The sequence below is a fragment of the Streptomyces sp. NPDC048623 genome, assembly GCF_040650755.1.
GTDB lineage: Bacteria > Actinomycetota > Actinomycetes > Streptomycetales > Streptomycetaceae > Streptomyces.
Map to the genome: position 1 here is coordinate 36,268 of NZ_JBEZHV010000007.1, position 21,050 is coordinate 57,317.

General features: G+C 71.9%; 16 protein-coding genes and 1 pseudogene. 4 read left to right on the forward strand and 13 right to left on the reverse strand.

What is annotated here, in order from left to right; genetic code table 11:
* Nucleotides 1-20: 20 nt before the first annotated feature.
* Nucleotides 21-2,741: an aconitate hydratase AcnA gene (acnA, locus tag AB0C73_RS12550; RefSeq protein WP_362528113.1), complete on the reverse strand. Its 2,721-nt coding sequence runs from the start codon at nucleotides 2,739-2,741 to the stop codon at nucleotides 21-23.
* A 239-nt stretch (nucleotides 2,742-2,980) separates the two neighbouring features.
* On the reverse strand, nucleotides 2,981-4,180 hold the full coding sequence (locus AB0C73_RS12555) for a hypothetical protein (RefSeq protein WP_362528115.1): 1,200 nt from the start codon (nucleotides 4,178-4,180) through the stop codon (nucleotides 2,981-2,983).
* Nucleotides 4,181-4,413: 233 nt separating this feature from the next.
* Here AB0C73_RS12555 and AB0C73_RS12560 point away from each other — a divergent pair, with 233 nt between their 5' ends.
* Nucleotides 4,414-4,773, forward strand: coding sequence for an extradiol dioxygenase (locus AB0C73_RS12560; protein WP_362528117.1), 360 nt, complete (start codon nucleotides 4,414-4,416; stop codon nucleotides 4,771-4,773).
* 108 nt (nucleotides 4,774-4,881) lie between these two features.
* A complete protein-coding gene (locus tag AB0C73_RS12565) occupies nucleotides 4,882-6,411 on the forward strand; it encodes a UDP-N-acetylglucosamine 1-carboxyvinyltransferase (protein ID WP_362528120.1) in 1,530 nt (509 codons plus the stop codon).
* Nucleotide 6,412: 1 nt separating this feature from the next.
* Here AB0C73_RS12565 and AB0C73_RS12570 read toward each other — a convergent pair whose 3' ends face one another.
* The 5 genes and pseudogenes from AB0C73_RS12570 to AB0C73_RS12590 all read right to left on the reverse strand — a co-directional run.
* The gene (locus AB0C73_RS12570) at nucleotides 6,413-6,844 is read right to left on the reverse strand and encodes a hypothetical protein (protein ID WP_362528122.1); all 432 of its coding nucleotides are present in this window, start codon (nucleotides 6,842-6,844) and stop codon (nucleotides 6,413-6,415) included.
* A 108-nt stretch (nucleotides 6,845-6,952) separates the two neighbouring features.
* Entirely contained in the window at nucleotides 6,953-8,506 is a 1,554-nt protein-coding gene (locus tag AB0C73_RS12575; RefSeq protein ID WP_362528125.1) for an MFS transporter, read from the reverse strand.
* A 153-nt stretch (nucleotides 8,507-8,659) separates the two neighbouring features.
* A complete protein-coding gene (locus tag AB0C73_RS12580) occupies nucleotides 8,660-9,493 on the reverse strand; it encodes an alpha/beta hydrolase (RefSeq protein ID WP_362528128.1) in 834 nt (277 codons plus the stop codon).
* A 35-nt stretch (nucleotides 9,494-9,528) separates the two neighbouring features.
* Nucleotides 9,529-9,927: a RidA family protein gene (locus AB0C73_RS12585; protein ID WP_362528130.1), complete on the reverse strand. Its 399-nt coding sequence runs from the start codon at nucleotides 9,925-9,927 to the stop codon at nucleotides 9,529-9,531.
* 656 nt (nucleotides 9,928-10,583) lie between these two features.
* Nucleotides 10,584-11,708 (reverse strand): annotated as a pseudogene (locus tag AB0C73_RS12590) (acyl-CoA dehydrogenase); the annotation flags it as partial.
* A gap of 158 nt (nucleotides 11,709-11,866) precedes the next feature.
* Here AB0C73_RS12590 and AB0C73_RS12595 point away from each other — a divergent pair.
* Together AB0C73_RS12595 and AB0C73_RS12600 are read left to right on the forward strand one after the other, a co-directional pair.
* Nucleotides 11,867-13,624, forward strand: a complete 1,758-nt coding sequence (locus tag AB0C73_RS12595; protein ID WP_362528133.1) for an AMP-binding protein — start codon at nucleotides 11,867-11,869, stop codon at nucleotides 13,622-13,624.
* A gap of 4 nt (nucleotides 13,625-13,628) precedes the next feature.
* Nucleotides 13,629-14,459 carry a PaaX family transcriptional regulator C-terminal domain-containing protein gene (locus tag AB0C73_RS12600; protein WP_362528136.1) on the forward strand — a complete coding sequence of 277 codons (831 nt, stop codon included), beginning with the start codon at nucleotides 13,629-13,631 and terminating at the stop codon, nucleotides 14,457-14,459.
* Between the two features lie 10 nt (nucleotides 14,460-14,469).
* Here the strand turns inward: AB0C73_RS12600 and AB0C73_RS12605 are convergent, their stop codons facing one another.
* From AB0C73_RS12605 to AB0C73_RS12630, 6 genes are all read right to left on the reverse strand, one after another.
* Entirely contained in the window at nucleotides 14,470-14,868 is a 399-nt protein-coding gene (locus AB0C73_RS12605; RefSeq protein ID WP_362528139.1) for a hypothetical protein, read from the reverse strand.
* A 10-nt stretch (nucleotides 14,869-14,878) separates the two neighbouring features.
* Nucleotides 14,879-15,268: a VOC family protein gene (locus tag AB0C73_RS12610; RefSeq protein WP_362528141.1), complete on the reverse strand. Its 390-nt coding sequence runs from the start codon at nucleotides 15,266-15,268 to the stop codon at nucleotides 14,879-14,881.
* Nucleotides 15,269-15,316: 48 nt separating this feature from the next.
* Nucleotides 15,317-17,581, reverse strand: coding sequence for a bifunctional salicylyl-CoA 5-hydroxylase/oxidoreductase (locus tag AB0C73_RS12615; RefSeq protein WP_362528705.1), 2,265 nt, complete (start codon nucleotides 17,579-17,581; stop codon nucleotides 15,317-15,319).
* A 146-nt stretch (nucleotides 17,582-17,727) separates the two neighbouring features.
* Nucleotides 17,728-18,555 (reverse strand): enoyl-CoA hydratase family protein, encoded by an 828-nt coding sequence (locus AB0C73_RS12620; protein ID WP_362528143.1) that lies wholly within the window; start codon nucleotides 18,553-18,555, stop codon nucleotides 17,728-17,730.
* A gap of 106 nt (nucleotides 18,556-18,661) precedes the next feature.
* Entirely contained in the window at nucleotides 18,662-19,690 is a 1,029-nt protein-coding gene (gene argF / locus AB0C73_RS12625) for an ornithine carbamoyltransferase (RefSeq protein WP_362528146.1), read from the reverse strand.
* Nucleotides 19,691-19,805: 115 nt separating this feature from the next.
* Entirely contained in the window at nucleotides 19,806-21,038 is a 1,233-nt protein-coding gene (locus tag AB0C73_RS12630) for an arginine deiminase (protein ID WP_362528148.1), read from the reverse strand.
* Nucleotides 21,039-21,050 lie beyond the last annotated feature (12 nt).

Here is a 21,050-nt window from a genome sequence, read left to right on the forward strand (position 1 = left end):
TTCTGCGCTACTGCTGATCCTTAGCCGCGGATCAGGTTGCGCAGCACGTACTGCATGATGCCGCCGTTGCGGTAGTAGTCCGCCTCACCGGGGGTGTCGATGCGGACGACCGCGTCGAACTCGACACCAGTGTCGGTGGTGACCTTGACCGTGCTCGGCGTGGTGCCGTCGTTCAGCTCGGTGATGCCGGTGATGGAGAAGGTCTCCTCGCCGGTCAGGCCGAGGGAGTCGGCGTTCTGGCCGGCCGGGAACTGCAGCGGCAGGACGCCCATGCCGATGAGGTTCGAGCGGTGGATGCGCTCGTACGACTCGGTGATGACGGCCTTGACGCCGAGGAGGGCCGTGCCCTTGGCCGCCCAGTCGCGGGACGAGCCGGAGCCGTACTCCTTGCCACCGAGGATGACCAGCGGGGTGCCGGCGGCCTGGTAGTTCTGCGAGGCGTCGTAGATGAACGACACCGGACCGTCGGCCTGGGTGAAGTCGCGGGTGAAGCCGCCCTCGGTGCCCGGCGCGATCTGGTTGCGCAGGCGGATGTTGGCGAAGGTGCCGCGGATCATGACCTCGTGGTTGCCTCGGCGCGAGCCGTAGGAGTTGAAGTCACGACGCTCCACACCGTGCTCGGTGAGGTACTTGCCGGCCGGGGTGTCGGCCTTGATGGCACCGGCCGGGGAGATGTGGTCGGTGGTGACCGAGTCGCCGAGCTTCGCGAGCACGCGGGCGCCCGTGATGTCCGTGACCGGGGTGGTCTCCATCGTCATGCCCTCGAAGTACGGGGGCTTGCGGACGTAGGTCGACTCGGCGTCCCACTCGAAGGTGTTGCCGGTCGGGATCGACAGCGCCTGCCACTGGGCGTCGCCGGCGAAGACGTCCTGGTAGGACTTGGAGAACATGTCCTCGCCGATGGCGTTGGCGACGACGTCGTTCACCTCGGCCTCGGAGGGCCAGATGTCCTTGAGGTAGACCGCGTTGCCCTCGGTGTCGACACCGAGCGCGTCCTTGGTGATGTCCACCTTCATGGAGCCCGCGATGGCGTACGCGACGACCAGCGGCGGGGAGGCCAGGTAGTTCATCTTGACGTCGGGGTTGATGCGACCCTCGAAGTTGCGGTTGCCCGAGAGCACCGAGGTCACGGCCAGGTCGTGCTCGTTGACGGCCTTGGAGACCTCCTCCGGCAGCGGGCCGGAGTTGCCGATGCAGGTGGTGCAGCCGTAGCCGACGAGGTTGAAGCCGACCTTGTCGAGGTACGGGGTGAGGCCCGCCTTGTCGAAGTAGTCGGTGACGACCTTCGAGCCCGGGGCGAGGGTGGTCTTGACCCACGGCTTGCGGGTCAGGCCCTTCTCCACGGCCTTCTTCGCGACGAGCGCGGCGGCGACCATGACGTACGGGTTCGAGGTGTTGGTGCAGGAGGTGATGGCCGCGACCGTCACCGCACCGTGGTCGAGGGTGTAGGTCGTGCCGTCGGGGGCGGTGACCTGGACCGGGTTCGACGGGGCGCCACCGTTCGGGTGGTTGGCCGGGGCGTCGGAGGCCGGGAAGGACTCCAGCTCGGCCTCGTCGGCGGTGGTGACGTAGTTGAGGACGTCGGTCTTGAACTGCTCGGCGGCGTTCGCGAGGACGATGCGGTCCTGCGGGCGCTTCGGGCCGGCGATCGACGGGACGACCGTGGAGAGGTCGAGCTCCAGCTTCTCGGAGAAGTCCGGCTCGGCCTTCGGGTCGAGCCAGAGGCCCTGCTCCTTGGCGTACGCCTCGACGAGCGCGACCTGCTGCTCGGAGCGGCCGGTGAGCTTGAGGTAGTTCAGGGTCTCGTCGTCGATCGGGAAGACCGCGGCGGTGGAGCCGAACTCCGGAGACATGTTGCCGATGGTGGCGCGGTTCGCGAGGGAGGTGGCGGCGACGCCCTCACCGTAGAACTCGACGAACTTGCCGACGACACCGTGCTTGCGCAGCATCTCGGTGATGGTCAGCACGAGGTCGGTGGCGGTGGTGCCGGTGGGCAGCTCACCGGTCAGCTTGAAGCCGACGACGCGCGGGATGAGCATGGAGACCGGCTGGCCGAGCATGGCGGCCTCGGCCTCGATGCCGCCGACGCCCCAGCCGAGCACACCGAGGCCGTTGACCATGGTGGTGTGGGAGTCGGTGCCGACGAGGGTGTCGGGGTACGCCTGGCCGTTGCGGACCATGACGGTGCGGGCCAGGTGCTCGATGTTCACCTGGTGGACGATGCCGGTGCCCGGCGGGACGACCTTGAAGTCGTCGAACGCGGTCTGGCCCCAGCGCAGGAACTGGTAGCGCTCCTTGTTGCGGCCGTACTCCAGCTCGACGTTCTGCGCGAACGCGTCGTTGGTGCCGAACTTGTCGGCGATGACGGAGTGGTCGATGACCATCTCGGCCGGGGAGAGCGGGTTGATCTTCGCCGGGTCGCCGCCGAGCGCCGCGACGGCCTCACGCATGGTGGCGAGGTCGACGACACAGGGGACACCGGTGAAGTCCTGCATGATCACGCGCGCCGGCGTGAACTGGATCTCCTGGCTCGGCTGGGCCTGGGAGTCCCAGTTGCCGAGGGCCCGGATGTGGTCGGCGGTGATGTTCGCGCCGTCCTCGGTGCGGAGCAGGTTCTCCAGGAGAACCTTCAGGCTGTAAGGGAGGCGCGCGGAGCCCTCGACCTTGTCCAGCCGGAAGATCTCGTACGACTCGTCGCCCACGCGCAGCGTGCTGCGGGCGTCGAAGCTGTTCGCCGACACGACAGTCTCCTTCATATATGTGCGCGTTCCACCGCATCCTGCCGCCACGCCACGTCGCCAGTCCGCTAAGGTAAGACTAAGTTAGGTAGTCCTTACCGCCGGACCGATGCCGGCGTGCGGCCGCGGTGCGCCTCGGCAGATATCTCGATGTCGAGATAACTCTAGTACATGACCGGCGGTCGGTCATGCCCGGACCGCTGACCGCTCACATCGTGGCCGCACGCCGGGCACGACCACGGTCACGACAGGCCGCCCACGTCACTCACGTTCAGGATCCGTCCGCGTACCGCGAAGTCCGAAGTGTCGCCGCTGCCCCCTTCATCCGCCCATGTCACGAAGGCCGTCGTGGCGTCGCCGCCGCCGAAGGCCGTCGCCGTGCGGAGCTGGAAGCGGTCGACCTCGGGGGCGGCGCCGACGCCGGCGTCGACCTGGATCTCCTGGCCGCCCGTTCCCGCGCCGTCGAAGAAGACCCTGGCCCGGACGGTGGGCGTCGTGGCGACCGTCTCGGCGCTCTTCTGCACCCAGCCCAGGAGAAACCGCTTGCCGGGCAGGAAGCCGAGTGCCGGGAACCTGGAGTTGATTCCGTCCGCGTCGGTCGCGAAGAAGCTGATGTCCGGTCCGGCGCCGCCGGACGTGAAGACATGGGCCTTGACGACACTCTTTCGTTCTCCGATGTCGCTCTCTCCCAGATCCCGTACGTGGGCGATGACGAAGCGGCTGTCGCCGTCGAGCGCGGTCATGGCCTTCTCGTCACTGAATCCGGAGACGTCCGGAGCGATCTCGCCGGTGACGGGATTCCCCGCCAGATCGAAAATGCGGAAGACGAGGCGGCCCCCGCCCGGAGGAACGGGGTCGGTCCGCCACGCCACGACGTAATTGCCGTTGCCCAGCGTGGTCGCCACGGGCCCGCGGTGGAAACCCGCGCTCGTGTTGACGGTGAACTCGGCACCCTTCCGCGCCCCGTCGATGCTGAAGCGCTGGGCCCTGATCCGTCGCGTCGAGTCCGCGTCCACCCAGGTGACCAGGAACCCGCCGTCGACCATGTTCGTGACGGCGGGGCGGTGCATCGGGTCGACGTCGGCCGTGCTGACCTGGAGCTCGGTGCCGATCTTCTGGCCGTCGAGGTTGAATCTCTGCGCCTTCACATGGGGTACCGGGCCCGGAGGGTTGAAGGCCTTCTCGACCCAGGCGACCACCGGGCCGCCCCCGGTTCCGACGACCACCGGATGCTCGCGGTCGGTGTTGTTCGGTACCGCGGCGGCGCCGTTGACGACGAATTCGGAGCCGGAGCGGTTTCCGTTCGTCTGGAACACCTGCGCCTTGATCTCGGCGGTCCGGGTGTCGTTCCAGACGGCCAGATAGTGGGTGCCGCGGAAGGCGGCCACGGCAGGCTGGTGCTGGATGCCCGCCGTCGACGTATTGACCAGGAATTCGCCCATGCGTGGGACCTCCGAATACTCATACGAGACACTGTCGGCCTGTATGCCTATCGGCGGGATCGGGCGCGCACCGTGTAGGCCGTACGGAGACTCTTCACGGAGACCCTTCGCGGAGACTCTTCACGGGACTCTTCGGACGAGGCACTCCGGACGGGTCGCCCCGGGTCGCCCCGGGCCGCCCGTTCGGGCGCGTGCGCGTTGCCCGGGGTCCGGGGCGGGCGGAGGATCGGAGCATGTTCAGCGGCGTGCACGTCACCTTCTACAGCCAGGACGCGGAGGCCGACCGGGCCTTCCTCCGCGACGTCATCGGCTTCCCGCACGTGGACGCCGGGCGGGGCTGGCTGATCTTCAAGCTGCCCCCCGCCGAGGTCGCGGTCCATCCGGCCGAGGGCGGCGAGACAAGGCCCGAGGTCTATCTGATGTGCGAGGACCTCACCGGCACCCTCACGGCCCTGGAGGACAAGGGTGCGGTGATCTCACGGGCCATCACCGAGCAGCGGTGGGGCCTTCTCGCGGCGGTACGGCTGCCGAGCGGGACGGAGGTGCCGCTGTACGAGCCGCGACACCCCACGGCGCACGACCTCCCCGCGTAGCTCCCCCCGTAGACCAAATCGGTCATACTGGCTCACAGGTAACAAAACGTCACCCGTACGCCGCATCCCGATGATCGACACATCTCATATCTGAGATAACGTGACGCCATGGCAGACGACTACCTCGTACGCATCGGCAAGCTCATCCGTGACGCACGGCAGCACCGCGGCTGGACCCAGACGCAGCTCGCCGAGGCCCTGGCCACCAGCCAGAGCGCCGTCAACCGGATCGAACGCGGCAATCAGAACATCAGCCTTGAGATGATCGCCCGCATCGGCGAAGCTCTCGACAGCGAGATCGTCTCCCTCGGCTACGCCGGCCCGATGCACCTGCGCGTCGTGGGCCGCCGCCGGCTCTCCGGCGCGATCGACGTCAAGACCAGCAAGAACGCGTGCGTCGCGCTGCTGTGCGCCTCGCTGCTCAACAAGGGCCGCACGGTGCTGCGCCGGGTCGCCCGTATCGAGGAGGTCTTCCGGCTCCTCGAAGTGCTCAACTCCATCGGCGTCCGCACCCGGTGGATCAACGAGGGCGTCGACCTGGAGATCGTGCCGCCGGCCGAGCTGGACATGGAGTCCATCGACGCCGAGGCCGCCATCCGCACCCGCTCGATCATCATGTTCCTCGGCCCGCTGCTGCACCGCCTGGACCGCTTCAAGCTCCCGTACGCGGGCGGCTGCGACCTCGGCACCCGCACCATCGAGCCGCACATGATCGCGCTGCGCCGCTTCGGCCTGGCCGTCACGGCCACCGACAACCAGTACCACGCCCAGGTCGAGCCGGGCGTCTCCCCCGACCGCCCGATCGTCCTGACCGAGCGCGGCGACACGGTGACCGAGAACGCCCTCCTCGCCGCCGCCCGCCACGACGGCGTCACCGTCATCCGCAACGCCTCCTCCAACTACATGGTCCAGGACCTGTGCTTCTTCCTGGAGGCCCTGGGCGTACGGGTCGACGGCATCGGCACCACCACGCTGACCGTGCACGGCGTGCCGCAGATCGACGTGGACGTCGACTACTCCCCCTCCGAGGACCCGGTCGAGGCGATGAGTCTGCTCGCCGCGGCCGTCGTCACGGAGTCGGAACTGACGATCCGCCGGGTCCCGGTCGAGTTCATGGAGATCGAGCTCGCGGTCCTGGAGGAGATGGGCCTCGACCACGACCGCACCCCCGAGTACCCCGCCGACAACGGCCGCACCCGCCTCGTCGACCTGACGGTCCGCCCCTCCAAACTGGAGGCGCCGATCGACAAGATCCACCCGATGCCCTTCCCGGGCCTCAACATCGACAACGTCCCCTTCTTCGCGGCCATCGCGGCCACGGCCCAGGGCAAGACCCTGATCCACGACTGGGTCTACGACAACCGCGCCATCTACCTCACCGACCTCAACCGCCTCGGCGGCCGCCTCCAGCTCCTCGACCCCCACCGCGTCCTGGTCGAGGGCCCCACCCGCTGGCGCGCCGCCGAAATGATGTGCCCCCCGGCCCTGCGCCCGGCGGTGGTCGTGCTGCTGGCGATGATGGCGGCGGAGGGCACCTCGGTGCTGCGCAACGTGTACGTCATCAACCGCGGCTACGAGGACCTGGCGGAGCGGCTGAACTCGGTCGGCGCGCAGATCGAGATCTTCCGGGACATCTGAGTCAGCGCGACCAGTCGGGGTCCGGCGTGATGTTCCAGCCCTCGACGAGCCCCCACAGCTCCCGCCGGGTGCGCGGAAGGGCCATCGCCAGGGCCCGGCCCAGCATCTCGCGGCTCTTCAGGCAGGGTTCGATGAAGGTGTCGTGGGCCGTGTCCTCAAGGTATCCGCCCCGGCTCTCCAGAAGGGCCTCGACGAAGGCGAAGCAGCGGGTGAGGAAGTCGCTGTCCCGGCCCTCGGCGAGCGCGGGCAGGAACAGCGGGTGGGCGAGCACCTCGGACAGCAGGGTGCCGGGGTGGGTGTTGAGCTGCTCCCAGTGGGACACGCCGGCGACGCACAGGTCCTGCCGCTCGGCCGCGACCTCGACGTACGGCAGCACCTCGGGGAGCTGTCGCAGCAGGGTCGTGTACAGGTTGTCACTGGTGACGGGGTGCATGGTGGGGTGCTCCGAGGGGACGACGGCGGGGGCCGCCGGACGGAGATCGCTTTCCGTCCGGCGGCCTGGGGTCACGCTACTTCGCCCCGCCGGCGGCGGAGCTCGCGCTCACCCGCCCGGCATCATCGCGCCGCCCTTGAGGCGTTCCATGTCGGAGGGGCGGACCTTGATGGCGAGGATGGAGATGATCGCGGCGAGGATGGCGAAGGCGGCCGCGACGACGAAGCCGGCGGTGACGCCGCTGGTCAGGACCTGGTCGCTGAAGGGTGGGGGGAGTTGGCCGGTCTTGGCGAACTCGGCCTTCTCCAGGGGGTTGGCCTGGGCGAGGAAGGCGGGGACCTGGTCGTCGGCCTCGTTGCGGCTGGCGGTGCCGAAGACGGTGACCAGGATGGAGAGGCCGAGGGAGCCGCCGACCTGCTGGGTGGCGTTCAGGAGGCCGGAGCCGGCGCCCGCCTCGTGCGGTGCGACGCCCGAGAGGGCCATCAGGGTCAGCGAGACGAACATCATGCCCATGCCCGCGCTGAGGATCAGCATCGGGCCGAGGATGCTGCCGGCGTAGGTGGAGTCGACATCGACCTGGGCCATCCAGGACATGCCCGCCGCCAGGCAGAGCGAACCCATCACCATGAAGGGCTTCGGGCCGAGCCTGGGCAGGGTCTGGGAGGTGACACCCGCGAGGACCGCGATCACGGCGCTGACCGGCAGGAAGGCGAGGCCCGTGCGCAACGGGCTGAAGTGCAGGACGTCCTGGACGAACAGGGTCAGGAAGAAGAACATCCCGAAGATCGACGCCGCGAGGCAGAGCATGATCCCGTACGTGCCGGCCCGGTTGCGGTCCGCGAACATGTGCAGCGGGGTGATCGGCTGCCGCGAGCGCCGCTCGATGAACACGAAGCTGACGAGCAGCACGATCGCCGCGGCGAAGGAGACCATCGTCCACGGGTCGCCCCAACCCTCCTGCGCGGCGCGGATGAAGCCGTACACCAGCGCCACCATGCCCAGGGTCGAGGTGAGCGCGCCGAGCAGGTCGAAGTGGCCGGGGTGGCGTTCGGACTCCTTGACGTGGCGCGGGGTGAGGAAGGCGATGAGCAGGGCGATCGGCACGTTCACGAAGAACACCCAGCGCCAGTCGAGCCATTCGACGAGCATGCCGCCGGCCAGCAGACCGATCGCGCCGCCCGCCGCCGAGACGCCCGCGAACACGCCGAAGGCCCTGTTCCGTTCGGGGCCCTCGTCGAAGGTGGTCGTGATCAGCGACAGCGAGGTCGGTGACGCGATCGCGCCGCCGACGCCCTGCAACGCGCGGGCGGCCAGCAACTGCCAGGACTCCTGCGCGAATCCGCCGAGCAGCGAGGCCAGGCCGAACAGCAGCACGCCGAAGATGAAGACGCGGCGCCGGCCGAGGATGTCACCGGCGCGGCCGCCGAGCAGCAGCAGACCGCCGAAGGTCAGCGTGTACGCGTTGACCACCCAGGACAGGCTGGTGGTGGAGAAGTCCAGCGCGCTCTGGATGTGCGGGAGCGCGATGTTCACGATGGTGATGTCGAGCACCACCATCAGCTGACACGAGGCGATGACGAACAGGGCGATGCCCTTGCCGTCGCCTCCCGACTTCTTCGGGACCGCGGTCTTCTGCGGGGTGGTCGGCTTGGGGGAAGTCATGGCGCATCGCGCCCTCACCGGAGGGAGCCGTGGGCCGGTCGACCCACCATTCGACCCTAAGCCTCGCCCCCAGGGCCGACCAGTTGATCAAGACCGGGGATCGGGTACGGCCGATCGGATACGGCCGATCGGATACGGCGGATCGGATACGGCTCAGGCGGGCTCCGCCACGAACGCGCGCAGCTCCGCCGCCAGCCGCTCCGGCTGGTCCTCGGCGACCAGCGTCCGCGCGTCCGCGATCTCGACGTACCGGCCGCGCGGCAACAGCTCGGCCAGCCGCCGCCCGTGCTCCACCGGCATCATCAGGTCGTCGGCGGCCCACACCACGAGCGCCGGGCGGTCGAAGGACCGCAGGCCCTCGGCCGCGCGCAGCAGTTCGTCCTTCCGTACGGCGAGGTTGTAGCGGCGGAAGTCGTGCCGTACGGCCGGATCCGTGCGCAGCGGGCGCAGCCAGCCGTCGACGACCGCGTCCGGTACGGGGCGGCGGGTGAGCGCGCCGATGCCGACCGGGAGGCGGCGCAGGGGCTTCAGGCCGAGGATCCGGGCGAGGAGGGAGACCCCGCCGGGGATCCGGCAGGCGAGCGCGATCAGCTTGCCGGGCACCCCCGGCGGGTAGTTGTCGAAGGCCTCGCAGGAGATGAGGACGAGGCGGGCGAGGCGGGCGGGGTGGCGGACGGCGACGGTCTGCGCCCGGCCGCAGTCGCTCTCGACCAGGGTGACCTCGTGCAGGTCGAGCCGGTCGAGGAGTTCGCCGATCAGGTCGATGACGGAGTCGGGGGACAGCGGTACGTCGGGCCGCAGCGCGATGCGGTGCGAGCCGTACGGGAGCGTGGGCGCGATCACCCGGTGGTCCGGGGCGAGGCGGGCGGTGACCTCGCGCCAGACGGTCGCGTCGTGGACCAGGCCGTGGAGGAGGACGACCACGGGGCCGGGGCCGCCGGTGTCCTCGTACTCCACGGTTCCCGCGGTCAGTTCGATCTGCGGCACGCCAGTCCCCCTGTCACCCGTTGGCCCCGGGGTCGTCAGTCCACGACCGCGAAGCCGTCCAGTTCCACCAGGGCCTGATCGTCCCACAGCCGTACGACTCCGACGACGGCCATCGCCGGATAGTCCCGGCCCGCCAACCGCCGCCAGATCCGCCCGAGTTCGGGCGCGTGGTGCCGGTAGGCGGCGACATCCGTGGCGTACACGGTGACCCGGGCCAGATCGGCGGGCGAGCCGCCCGCGTGCCGGAGCGCCACGAGGAGGTTCGTCAGCGCCGTCTCGAACTGCTCGGGCAGGCTCTCCCCCGTCACCTTGCCGTCCCGGTCGAGGCTGGTCTGCCCGGCCAGGAAGACCAGCCGGCTGCCGGTGGCGGTGACCGCGTGGCTGAAGCCTGTGGGCGGGGAGAGGTCGGCGGGGTTGTGCCGGTGCAGGCTCATGAGGTGCCTCCTGCCGGGGCGGGCGCGGTGGCGGGGGCCGGAGTGGGTGCGGGGCGCGCGGCGGGCGCGGGCTCTGGTCCCGGCGCGGGCCCCGCCGGGGAGCAGCCCTCCGGGGCCGCCGCCTCCGGGGCGGGGGCCGGGCTTGGACCCGAGGAAGGGCCCGCGGCCGGCGCTGACGCCGGGGCAGGGCCCGTAGCAGAGGCCCGGCCCGAAGCCGAGGCCGCGGCCGTCGCCGTCGCCGTCGCCGGGGCGCGGCCCTCCGGGCTCGCCGCCCCCGGGGCGGGGGCCGTGCTTGGACCCGAGGCAGGGCCCGCGGCCGGCGCTGACGCCGGGGCAGGGCCCGTAGCAGAGGCCCGACCCGAAGCCGAGGCCGCGGCCGACGCCGTCGCCGTCGCCGGGGCGCGGCCCTCCGGGCTCGCCGCCCCCGCGGCGGGGGTCGGGCTCGGGCCCGAAGCGGCCCCCGCTGCAGGCGCGGGCGCCGGACCCGAGGCGGGGTCCGTGGTGGTCCCAGAGGCCGGGACCGGGCCCGAGGTACTCGGCCCGGCGGCCACGGGGCCCGCCGGGGAGCCGCCCTCCGGGGCCGCCGCCCCCGAGGCGAGGGTCGGGCTCGGGCCCGGAACGGGGCCCGCAGACCCCGCCCCGGTGCCCACCGCCCCGTACAGCTCCTTCGCGATGATCGTGCGTTGGACCTCCGTCGCGCCCTCGTAGATGCGTGGGGCACGGACCTCGCGGTAGAGGTGTTCGAGGAGGTGGCCGCGTTGGAGGGCGCGGGCGCCGTGGAGTTGGACGGCGGTGTCGACGACGTACTGGGCGGTCTCCGTCGCGAGGAGCTTCGCCATGGCCGCGCGGCGTGGGACGTCCGGGGCGCCCCGGTCGTACGCCTCGGCCGCCGCGTACACCAGGAGCCGTGCGGCCTCCGTGCGGGTGGCCATCTCGGCGACCTGGTGGGCGACGGCCTGGAGGTCGGCGAGGACGCCGCCGAAGGCGGGGCGGGCGGCGGTGTGCGCGAGGGTCGCGTCGAGCGCGGCCTGCGCCATGCCGACGGCGAAGGCGCCGACGCTCGGCCGGAACAGGTTGAGCGTGTGCATCGCGACCCGGAAGCCCTGCCCCGGCTCTCCCAGGACGTCCTCGGGCCCGACCCGGACCCCGTCGAAGACCAGGCTGCCGAGCGCGTGCGGGGCGAGCATGTCCAGCGCCTCGCCGCCCAGCCCGGGCCGGTCGCCCGGGACCAGGAAGGCGGTGACGCCGTGGGCCCCGCGGGGCTCGTCGCCCGTTCGGGCGAACACGGTCACCACGTCCGCCTCGGGCGCGTTCGAGATCCAGCGCTTCTCCCCGTACAGCCGCCAGCCCCCGGTCTCCGGGTCCGCGTCAGGATCGGGTACGGCCTCCAGGGCCAGGGCCGCGGCGTCGGAGCCCGCGCCGGGTTCGGAGAGGGCGAAGGCGGCGACGGCGCGGCCCGCCACGACCTCGGGCAGCCAGCGGTCGCGCTGCCCGGCGGTGCCGAAGGCGGCGATCGGGTGGGCGCCGAGGCCCTGGAGGGCGAGGGCCGTCTCCGCCTCCGTACAGGCGTGGGCGAGGGACTCGCGCATCAGGCACAGGTCGAGCGCGCCCGAGTCGAAGAGCCGGGCGATCAGGCCGTGGGCGCCGAGCGCGGTGACGAGAGGACGGTTGACCCGGCCCGGTTCGCCCTTGTCGGCGACCGGCCGCAGTTGCTCGGCGGCGAGCGCGCGCAGCTCCGCACACCAGGTGGACTGTTCGGGATCGAGCGAGAATACGGGCATCGGGCCCTCTCCATAACGCTATCGCGAACCGTTGACTGTCGTCACCATCACGATACGCTCGTGAGGCGGCGGTCGGCCCCACCTCGACCGCCCGGCACCACGAATAGGCATCACGAACAGGCACCTCTCCGACGATCCCACCGACAGGGGGACGGCGCATGGAGCTGACGCCCTCGGCGCACCTGGACACCTTCGCCCGCGACCATCTGCCACCGCCGGACCAGTGGCCGCGCCTCCTCTTCGAGCTGCCCGCCCTCGCGTACCCCGAACGGCTCAACTGCGGGACCGAGCTCCTCGACCGCACGGTGGAACGATTCGGCGCCCATCGCGAGGCCTTCCGGGACGGCGAGGGCGGGGTCTGGACGTACGGGGAGCTGCGCGAGCGGGTGGACCGGATCGCCCATGTCCTCACCGACGACCTCGGCGTCCGCCCCGGCAACCGGGTGCTGCTCCGCGGCCCCACCACCCCCTGGCTCGCCGCCTGCTGGCTCGCCGTGATGAAGGCGGGCGCGATAGCCGTCACCGTGCTCGCCCAGCAGCGCGCCCGGGAACTCGCCGTGATGTGCGAGATGGCCCGGTGCAGCCACGCGCTGTGCGACGTACGGGTGGTCGACGAACTGGTGAAGGCCGAGGTGCCGGGGCTGCGGGTCACCCCGTTCGGCGGCGACGGCCCCGACGACCTGCTCAGTCTCGCGATCGGCAAGCCCGGGCGGTACGAGTCGGTGGACACCGCCGCCGACGACGTGGCGCTGATCGCCTTCACCTCTGGCAGCACCGGACGCCCCAAGGGCTGTATGCACTTCCACCGGGACGTGCTCGCCGCCGCCGACACCTTCTCCGCGCACGTCCTGCGCCCGGAGCCGGGCGACGTCTTCGCCGGCTCCCCGCCGCTCGGCTTCACCTTCGGCCTCGGCGGGCTCGTCGTCTTCCCCCTGCGGGCCGGGGCGTGCGCGGTCCTGCTCGAACAGGCCGGGCCGCAGCAGCTGCTCGCCGCGATCGGCCGGCACCGGGTGTCGGTCCTCTTCACCGCCCCGACCGCGTACCGGGTGATGCTGGACGAGCTCGACAAGCCCGGCCACGAGCCCATCGACGGGAACAGCGGAGGGACCGAGCCGCACGGCGGCACCGACCTCACCTCGCTGCGCCGCTGCGTCTCGGCCGGCGAGAACCTGCCGGCCGCCACCTGGCAGGCCTGGCGGGAGCGGACCGGTCTGGAGCTGATCAACGGCATCGGCGCGACCGAACTCCTCCACATCTTCATCTCCGCCGCCGACGGCGCCATCCGCCCCGGGACCACCGGCCGGCCGGTCCCCGGCTGGCAGGCCCGGATCGTCGGCGACGACGGGCGCGAGCTGCCGGACGGCGAGGAGGGGCTGCTCGCGGTGCGCGGCCCGGTCGGCTGCCGCTATCTCGCCGACCCGCGCCAGACGGAGTACGTGCGCGAGGGCTGGAACGTCACGGGCGACACGTACGTCCGCGAGCCCGACGGCTACTTCCGCTATGTCTCACGTGCCGACGACATGATCATCTCGGCCGGCTACAACATCGCGGGCCCGCAGGTCGAGGAGGCGCTCCTCGCGCACCCGGACGTGGTCGAGACGGCGGTGGTCGGCCGGCCCGACAAGGTGCGGGGGCAGGTGGTCGTGGCGTACACGGTGGTACGGGACGGGGTGGCGCGCGACGGTACGACGGCGGCGGCGCTGCGCGCCTTCGTTCGGGCCCGGCTCGCCCCGTACAAGTCGCCGCGCGAGATCGTCTTCCTGGACGCGCTGCCGCGCACGGCGACGGGCAAGCTCCAGCGCTTCCGGCTGCGGGCGGAGGAGGAGGACGCCGGACCGAACACCGGGGCCGCAGGCGCAGGTGCGGGCCGTGGGGACGACGGCGCGGGACCCGGGCCCCTGAAGCCTCTAAAGTGATCACGTGGCCGAGCAGCACACTCCCCGATCCCTGATCGTCTCGCTCTACGGCGCGTACGGCCGGTCGCCGGACGACGCGCCGCTCGCGGTGGCGGAGCTGATCAGGCTGCTCGGCGTGCTCGGCGTGGACGCGCCCTCCGTGCGCTCGTCGGTGTCCCGGCTCAAGCGGCGCGAGCTGCTGATCCCGCGCCGGACGGCGGAGGGCGCCGCCGGATACGCCCTGTCGGACGACGCGCGAATGCTGCTCGACGACGGCGACCGTCGGATCTACGCCCGCGACGAGCCGCGCCTCTCCGACGGCTGGGTCCTGGCCGTGTTCTCGGTCCCCGAGGCCGAGCGCCACAAGCGGCATCTGCTGCGCTCGCGCCTCGCGCGGCTCGGCTTCGGCACGGCCGCGCCGGGCGTGTGGATCGCGCCGGCCCGGCTGTACGAGGAGACCCGGCACACCCTGGAACGGCTCGACCTCGCGCCGTACGTCGAACTGTTCCGCGGCGACCACCTGGGCTTCGCCGCGACGGCGGAGGCGGTGTCCCGCTGGTGGGACCTGCCGTCCATCGCCAAGCTGCACGAGGAGTTCCTGGACGCCCACGAACCGGTGCTCCGGGCCGGACCGCCGGGCACGCCGGAGGCGGCCTACCGGGCGTACCTCCTCGCCCTCGACTCCTGGCGCCGGCTGCCCTACGCCGACCCGGTGCTCCCGCTCGAACTCCTCCCGGAGAACTGGCCGGGCACGCGCTCGGCGGAGGTCTTCCTGGCGCTGCACGAACTGCTGCACGCGCGGGGCGCGGAGTTCGTGCGCCCGCCCGGTCCCGGCGCCCGTCCCCAGGAGGCATGAGCGCCCACCGTCAGGGCCCGATACGGCTGAAGCCCGCCTGGTGGGTGTGGAGGGTGACCGTGGCCTCGGTGCCGCCGAGCATCTCGGCCTTCGCGCGGAGCCGGGTCACGGCGGACGGGCTCGGGCGGCCGTACACGTCGATGGTGCGCAGGCGGAGGTGCGGGCCGAGGGCGCGGAACTTCGGGCCGCCGAGGTCCAGGTGGAGCTCCAGGGACGCGGAGTCGGGGTGGACGGCCACCACGGTCATCGTGGCGGCGGGCTCGTCGAGGTAGAAGTGGTACGCGAGCAGGCGCGGCTCGCGCTCCTTGACGAAGGCGGCCAGGTCGCGCATCCCGGCCCGGAGCGCGTCGAGGCCGCCCGGGTGGACGTCCGAGCGGTCGACGTAGTAGAGCGGCAGCGGCTCGGTCATGGCGGCCGCCTCAGCTCTTGTACTCGGCGATCTGGAGCAGGTTGCCGCAGGTGTCGTCGAGGATCGCGATGACGACCGGGCCCACGTCCACCGGCTCCCGTGTGAAGCGCACGCCGAGCGCGCTCAGACGCTCGAACTCGGCGCGCACGTCGGTCACGGCGAAGGAGTTCACCGGGATGCCGTCGGCTTTCAGCGCCTCCTGGTACGCCTTGGCGGCGGGGTGCTGGTTGGGCTCCAGGACCAGTTCGACGCCGTCGGGGTCCTCCGGGGAGACGACGGTCAGCCAGCTGTGGCCGCCGAGCGGGACCTCGGTCTTCTTCACGAAGCCGAGCACCTCGGTGTAGAAGCGCAGGGCCTTGTCCTGCTCGTCGACGAAGACGCTGGTCAGGTTGATCCTCATGGTGCTCTCCATGGTGCTTTCGGAGGTGGGGGGTCACAGAGGCGGGGGTCAGGGGTCCTTGCGGCCGGTCGGCGGGCGGCGGCTGCCCGCCCGGTACGGGGCCGGCCAGGGTGCGGCCGGACCCTCGTATCCCTGCTCGGCGGCGGCGTGCAGGGTCCAGTGGGGATCGTAGAGGTGGGGGCGGGCGAGGGCGCAGAGGTCGGCGCGGCCGGCGAGGAGCAGGGAGTTCACGTCGTCCCAGGAGGAGATCGCGCCGACGGCGATCACCGGGACGCCGAGGGCGGCGCGGATCCGGTCGGCGTACGGGGTCTGGTACGAGCGCCCGAACTCGGGGCGCTCCTCGGGGACGACCTGGCCGGTGGAGACGTCGAGGGCGGCGGCACCGTGTTCCGCGAAGGCGCGGGCGATCCCGACGGCGTCCTCGGCGGTGGTGCCGCCCTCGGCCCAGTCGGTGGCGGAGATGCGGACGGTCATCGGCCGGTCGGCCGGCCACACCTCCCGTACCGCGTCGAAGACTTCGAGGGGGAAGCGCAGCCGACCGGCGAGGTCGCCGCCGTAGGCGTCGGTGCGGTGGTTGGTGAGCGGGGAGAGGAAGCCGGAGAGCAGATAGCCGTGGGCGCAGTGGAGTTCGAGCAGGTCGAAGCCGGCCCGGGCGGCGCGGCGCGCGGCGGCCGTGAACTCCTCGCGGACGGCGGTGAGTCCGGCCCGGTCGAGGGCCTGCGGGGTCTGGTTGACCCTGGGGCGGTACGGGAGCGGGGAGGCGGCGACCAGGGGCCAGTTGCCGTCCGGCAGGGGCTGGTCGATGCCCTCCCACATGCGGCGGGTGGAGCCCTTGCGGCCGGAGTGGCCGAGCTGGACGCCGATCGCGGTGCCGGGGGCCTGCGCGTGCACGAAGGAGGTGATCCGGGTCCAGGCCTCGGCCTGCTCACCGGTCCACAGGCCGGTGCAGCCGGGGGTGATCCGGCCGCGTTCGCTCACGCAGACCATCTCGGTCATGACCAGGCCGGCGCCGCCGAGGGCGCGGGCGCCGAGGTGCACGAGGTGGAAGTCGCCGGGGACGCCGTCCTTCGCGACGTACAGGTCCATGGGCGAGACGACGACCCGGTTGCGCAGGGTGAGGCCGCCGAGCCGGAAGGGGGTGAACATGGGCGGGGTGCCGGGCGGGCAGCCGAACTCGGTCTCGACGGCGGCGGTGAACGCGGGGTCGCGCAGCCGCAGGTTGTCGTGGGTGACCCGGCGGCTGCGGGTGAGCAGGTTGAACGCGAACTGGCGGGGCGGCCGGTCGAGTTGGCCGGCCAGTTCCTCGAACCAGCGCAGGCTCGCGGCGGCGGCGCGCTGGGTGGACTCGACGACCGGGCGGCGCTCGGCCTCGTACGCCTCCAGCGCGTCCGTGAGGACGGGGTGCCGGTCGACGGCGGCGGCGAGGGCGACGGCGTCCTCGACGGCGAGTTTGGTGCCGGAGCCGATGGAGAAGTGGGCGGTGTGGGCGGCGTCGCCGATCAGGACCGTGTTGCCGTGCGACCAGCGGGCGTTGACGACGGTGCGGAAGGCGGTCCAGGCGGACTTGTTGGAGCGCAGCGCGCGGCCGTGCAGGGCCTCGGCGAAGATCTTGGCGCAGAGGGCGGCGGATTCGGCCTCGTCGATCGCGTCGAAGCCGGCGGCCCGCCAGACCTCCTCGCGCATCTCGACGATGGCGGTGGAGGAGTCGGCGGAATAGGGGTAGGCGTGGAGCTGCATCACGCCGTGCTCGGTCTCGGCGATGTCGAAGCGGAAGGCGTCGAGGGCGAAGTCGGCGGCGAGCCAGATGTAGCGGCAGCGGTGGGTGGTGATCGTGGGCCGGAAGACCTCGGCGTGCGCCTCGCGGGTGCGGCTGTGCACCCCGTCGGCGGCGATGACCAGGTCGTACGCGGCGGAGGCGGCGAGCTCGGCGGCCGGCGGGGCCTCGGTGCGGAAGCGGAGCCGTACACCGAGCTCGGCGCAGCGGGTGTGCAGCAGTTCCAGGAGACGGCGGCGGCCGACGGCGGCGAAGCCGTGGCCGGTGGAGGTGTGCAGATGGCCGCGGTGGGCGATGTGGACGTCGTCCCAGTGCACGAGGTCGCGGCGCAGTGCGGCGTGGACGGCCGGGTCGGCGTGCTCGATGCCGCCGAGGGTCTCGTCGGAGAGGACGACGCCGAAGCCGAAGGTGTCGTCGGGGGCGTTGCGCTCCCAGACGGTGACCTCGCGCGCCGGGTCGCCGCGCTTGAGGAGGGCGGCGGCGTAGAGGCCGCCGGGGCCGCCGCCGATGACGGCGACGCGGAGCGGGGCGGGGCGCACGGCTTCCGGGCCGGGGGCGGGGTGTCCGGCCTCCGGGCGCGGGGGCTCCGGGCGCGGGGCGCGGTGCGGGGGCTCCGGGCGCGGGGCGGGGCGCGGGGGCTCCGGGCGCGGGGCGGGGCGCGGGGGCTCCGCGCCCGGCAGGGCGGTCACCGGCCCCGCCACTTCGCGGGGCGCTTCTCGGTGAAGGCGGCGTGGAACTCCGCGTAGTCCTCGCCGTGCATCAGCAGGGCCTGGGTGGCGGCGTCCATCTCGACGGAGGCGGCGAGCGGCATGTCGAGTTCGGCGGTGAGCAGCGCCTTGGTCTGGGCGTGGGCGAGGGCGGGCCCCTCGGCGAGGCGGCGGGCGAGCAGGGCGGCGCGCTGGTCGGCGGCGCCCTCCTCGGTCAGTTCGCTGATCAGGCCGATGCGCTCGGCCTCGGCGGCGCCGACGGGGTCGCCGAGCATGAGCAGGCGGGTCGCGTGGCCCAGGCCGACGACCCGGGGCAGGAGGTAGGCGGCACCCATGTCGCCGCCGGAGAGGCCGACCCGGGTGAAGAGGAAGGCGAAGCGGGCGGTGGGGTCGGCGACCCGGAAGTCGGCGGCGAGGGCGAGGACGGCGCCGGCGCCGGCGGCGACGCCGTGGACGGCGGCGATCACCGGGAACGGGCATTCGCGCAGCGCGCGGACGGTCTGCCCGGTCATCCGGTTGAAGTCGAGCAGCTGGGCGGTGTCCATGGAGAGGGTCGCGCCGATGATCTCGTCGACGTCGCCGCCGGAGCAGAAGCCGCGCCCCTCGCCGCCGAGGACGAGGGCGCGGACGGCGCGCTCCCGGGAGAGTTCGGCGAGCAGATCGCGCAGGTCGGCGTAGGCGCCGAAGGTGAGCGCGTTGAGCTTCTCCGGGCGGGCGAGGGTGATCGTGGCGACCCCGTCGTCGACGGTGAGGCGCAGATGGCGCCACCGTTCGGTCCGGGTCGCGGAGCCGGTGAAGGGGCTCATTTCGGGAGGACCTCCCTGTTGTGTGCACGTACCGGTACGGCAGCACCACCAGGAGGGTATCACTCACATGTGACTGTCGTCACGAATGCGCGACATCACACGACAATCACACGGCGCCCTCGCCGGCGGCCACGGGGTCGCCCATCGTCGCGACCATGACGGCCTTGATCGTGTGCATCCGGTTCTCCGCCTCGTCGAAGACGACCGAGTGGGCCGACTCGAAGACCTCGTCGGTGACCTCCAGTTCGGTCAGACCGTGCCGGGCGTGGATGTCGCGGCCGACGGCCGTACCGAGGTCGTGGAAGGCCGGCAGGCAGTGCAGGAACTTGACGTCCGGGTTGCCGGTGGCACGCAGGACGTCCATGGTCACGGCGTACGGGCCGAGGGCGGCGATCCGCTCGTCCCAGACCTCCTTGGGCTCGCCCATGGAGACCCATACGTCGGTGGCGACGAAGTCGGCGCCGCGCACGCCCTCGGCGACGTCCTCGGTGAGGGTGATCGTCGCGCCGCTGGCCGCGGCGAGACGGCGCGCCTCGGCGACGAAGGACTCGGCCGGCCAATAGGCCTCGGGCGCGACGAGCCGGACGTCCATGCCGAGCAGGGCGCCGGTGATCAGGTAGGAGTTGCCCATGTTGAAGCGGGCGTCGCCGAGGTACGCGAAGGTGATCTGATCGAGCGGCTTGGCGCAGTGCTCGGTCATGGTGAGGGCGTCGGCGAGCATCTGGGTGGGGTGCCAGTCGTCGGTGAGCCCGTTGAAGACCGGCACGCCGGCGTACGCGGCCAGCTCCTCGACGGCCGCCTGGCTGTCGCCGCGGTACTCGATGCCGTCGAACATCCGGCCGAGCACCCGGGCGGTGTCCTTGACCGACTCCTTGTGCCCCATCTGGGAGCCGGCGGGGTCGAGGTAGGTGGTGGCGGCGCCCTGGTCGGCGGCGGCGACCTCGAAGGCGCAGCGGGTGCGGGTGGAGGTCTTCTCGAAGATCAGGGCGACGTTCCGGCCGCGCAGGCGCTGCACCTCGGTGCCCGCCTTCTTGGCCGCCTTGAGCTCCGCGGCGAGCGCCACCAGGCCGCGGAACTCCTCGGCGGTGAAGTCCAGCTCCTTGAGGAAGTGGCGGCCGATGAGGTCGGTGGCCATGGGGCGCTCCTGGGTTACGGTCGGGGACGTCGAGGGTCGGGGGACGTCGGAGGACGAGGACCCTTGGAAGTGTATACGTAATTCAGAATTCTTATACAGCCCCCTCCCCTCGGACTCAGACCGCGTCGCGCTCCACCGGACAGCTCATACAGCGTGGGCCGCCCCTCCCCCGGCCCAGCTCGCTCCCCGGGATCTCGATCACCTCGATGCCCTGCTTGCGCAGATGCGTGTTGGTGGTCACATTGCGCTCGTACGCCACGACCACGCCCGGCTCCACGGCGAGCACGTTGCACCCGTCGTCCCACTGCTCGCGCTCCGCCGCGTGCACGTCCTGGGTCGCGGTGAGCACCCGGATGTCCTGGAGGCCGAGCGCCGCCGCGATGGCGCTGTGCATCTGCTCCGGCGGGTGGTCGGTGACCCGCAGCGACTGGCCCTCGTCGCCCGGCTCGATGGTGTACGAGCGGAGCATGCCCAGGCCCGCGTACTGGGTGAAGGTGTCGGTGTCCACCATCGTCATCACCGTGTCCAGATGCATGAAGGCCCGGCGCTTCGGCATGTCGAGGGCGATGATCGCGCGCGCCGAACCGGCCGCGAACATCCCCCGGGCCAGCATCTCCACGGCCTGCGGGGTGGTGCGCTCGCTCATGCCGATGAGCACGGCGCCGTTGCCGATGACCAGGACGTCGCCGCCCTCGATCGTCGACGGGTAGTCGGCCTGGCCCTCCGACCAGTGGTGGAAACTGCCCGCCTCCGGCCCGGTGAACAGCGGGTGGTGCTTGTAGATCGCCTCGAAGTGGACGGTCTCGCGCTGCCGGGCCGGCATCCGCATCGCGTTGATCGACACCCCGTCGTAGATCCACGCGGAGGTGTCCCGGGTGAAGAGGTGGTTCGGCAGCGGGCCGAGGACGAAGTCGTCGAGGTCGAGGGCGTGGAAGCGCACGGAGGTCGGTTCGCGGTGCGCCGCCAGGAACTCGCGCTTGGTCATGCCGCCCACCAGCGCCTCCACCAGCTCGGCGGTGTCGAGTCCGTCGAACGCGGCGCGCAGGTGGTCGGCGGCGAGCGGTCCGTACTCCTTCTCGTCGAAGACCCGGTCGAGGACGAGCTTCCGGGCCGCGGGCAGTTCGAGTACCTCCCGCAGGAGGTCGCCGAACAGGTGTACCTCCACTCCGCGGTCGCGCAGCACGTCCGCGAAGCCGTCGTGCTCCTGGCGGGCCCGGCGGACCCACAGCACGTCGTCGAAGAGGAGGGCGTCCTTGTTGGTCGGGGTGAGCCGCTTCAGCTCCAGATCCGGGCGGTGGAGGATGACGCGGCGCAGCCGCCCGGTCTCGGAATCGACATGGAATCCCATGCGCCCCATCCT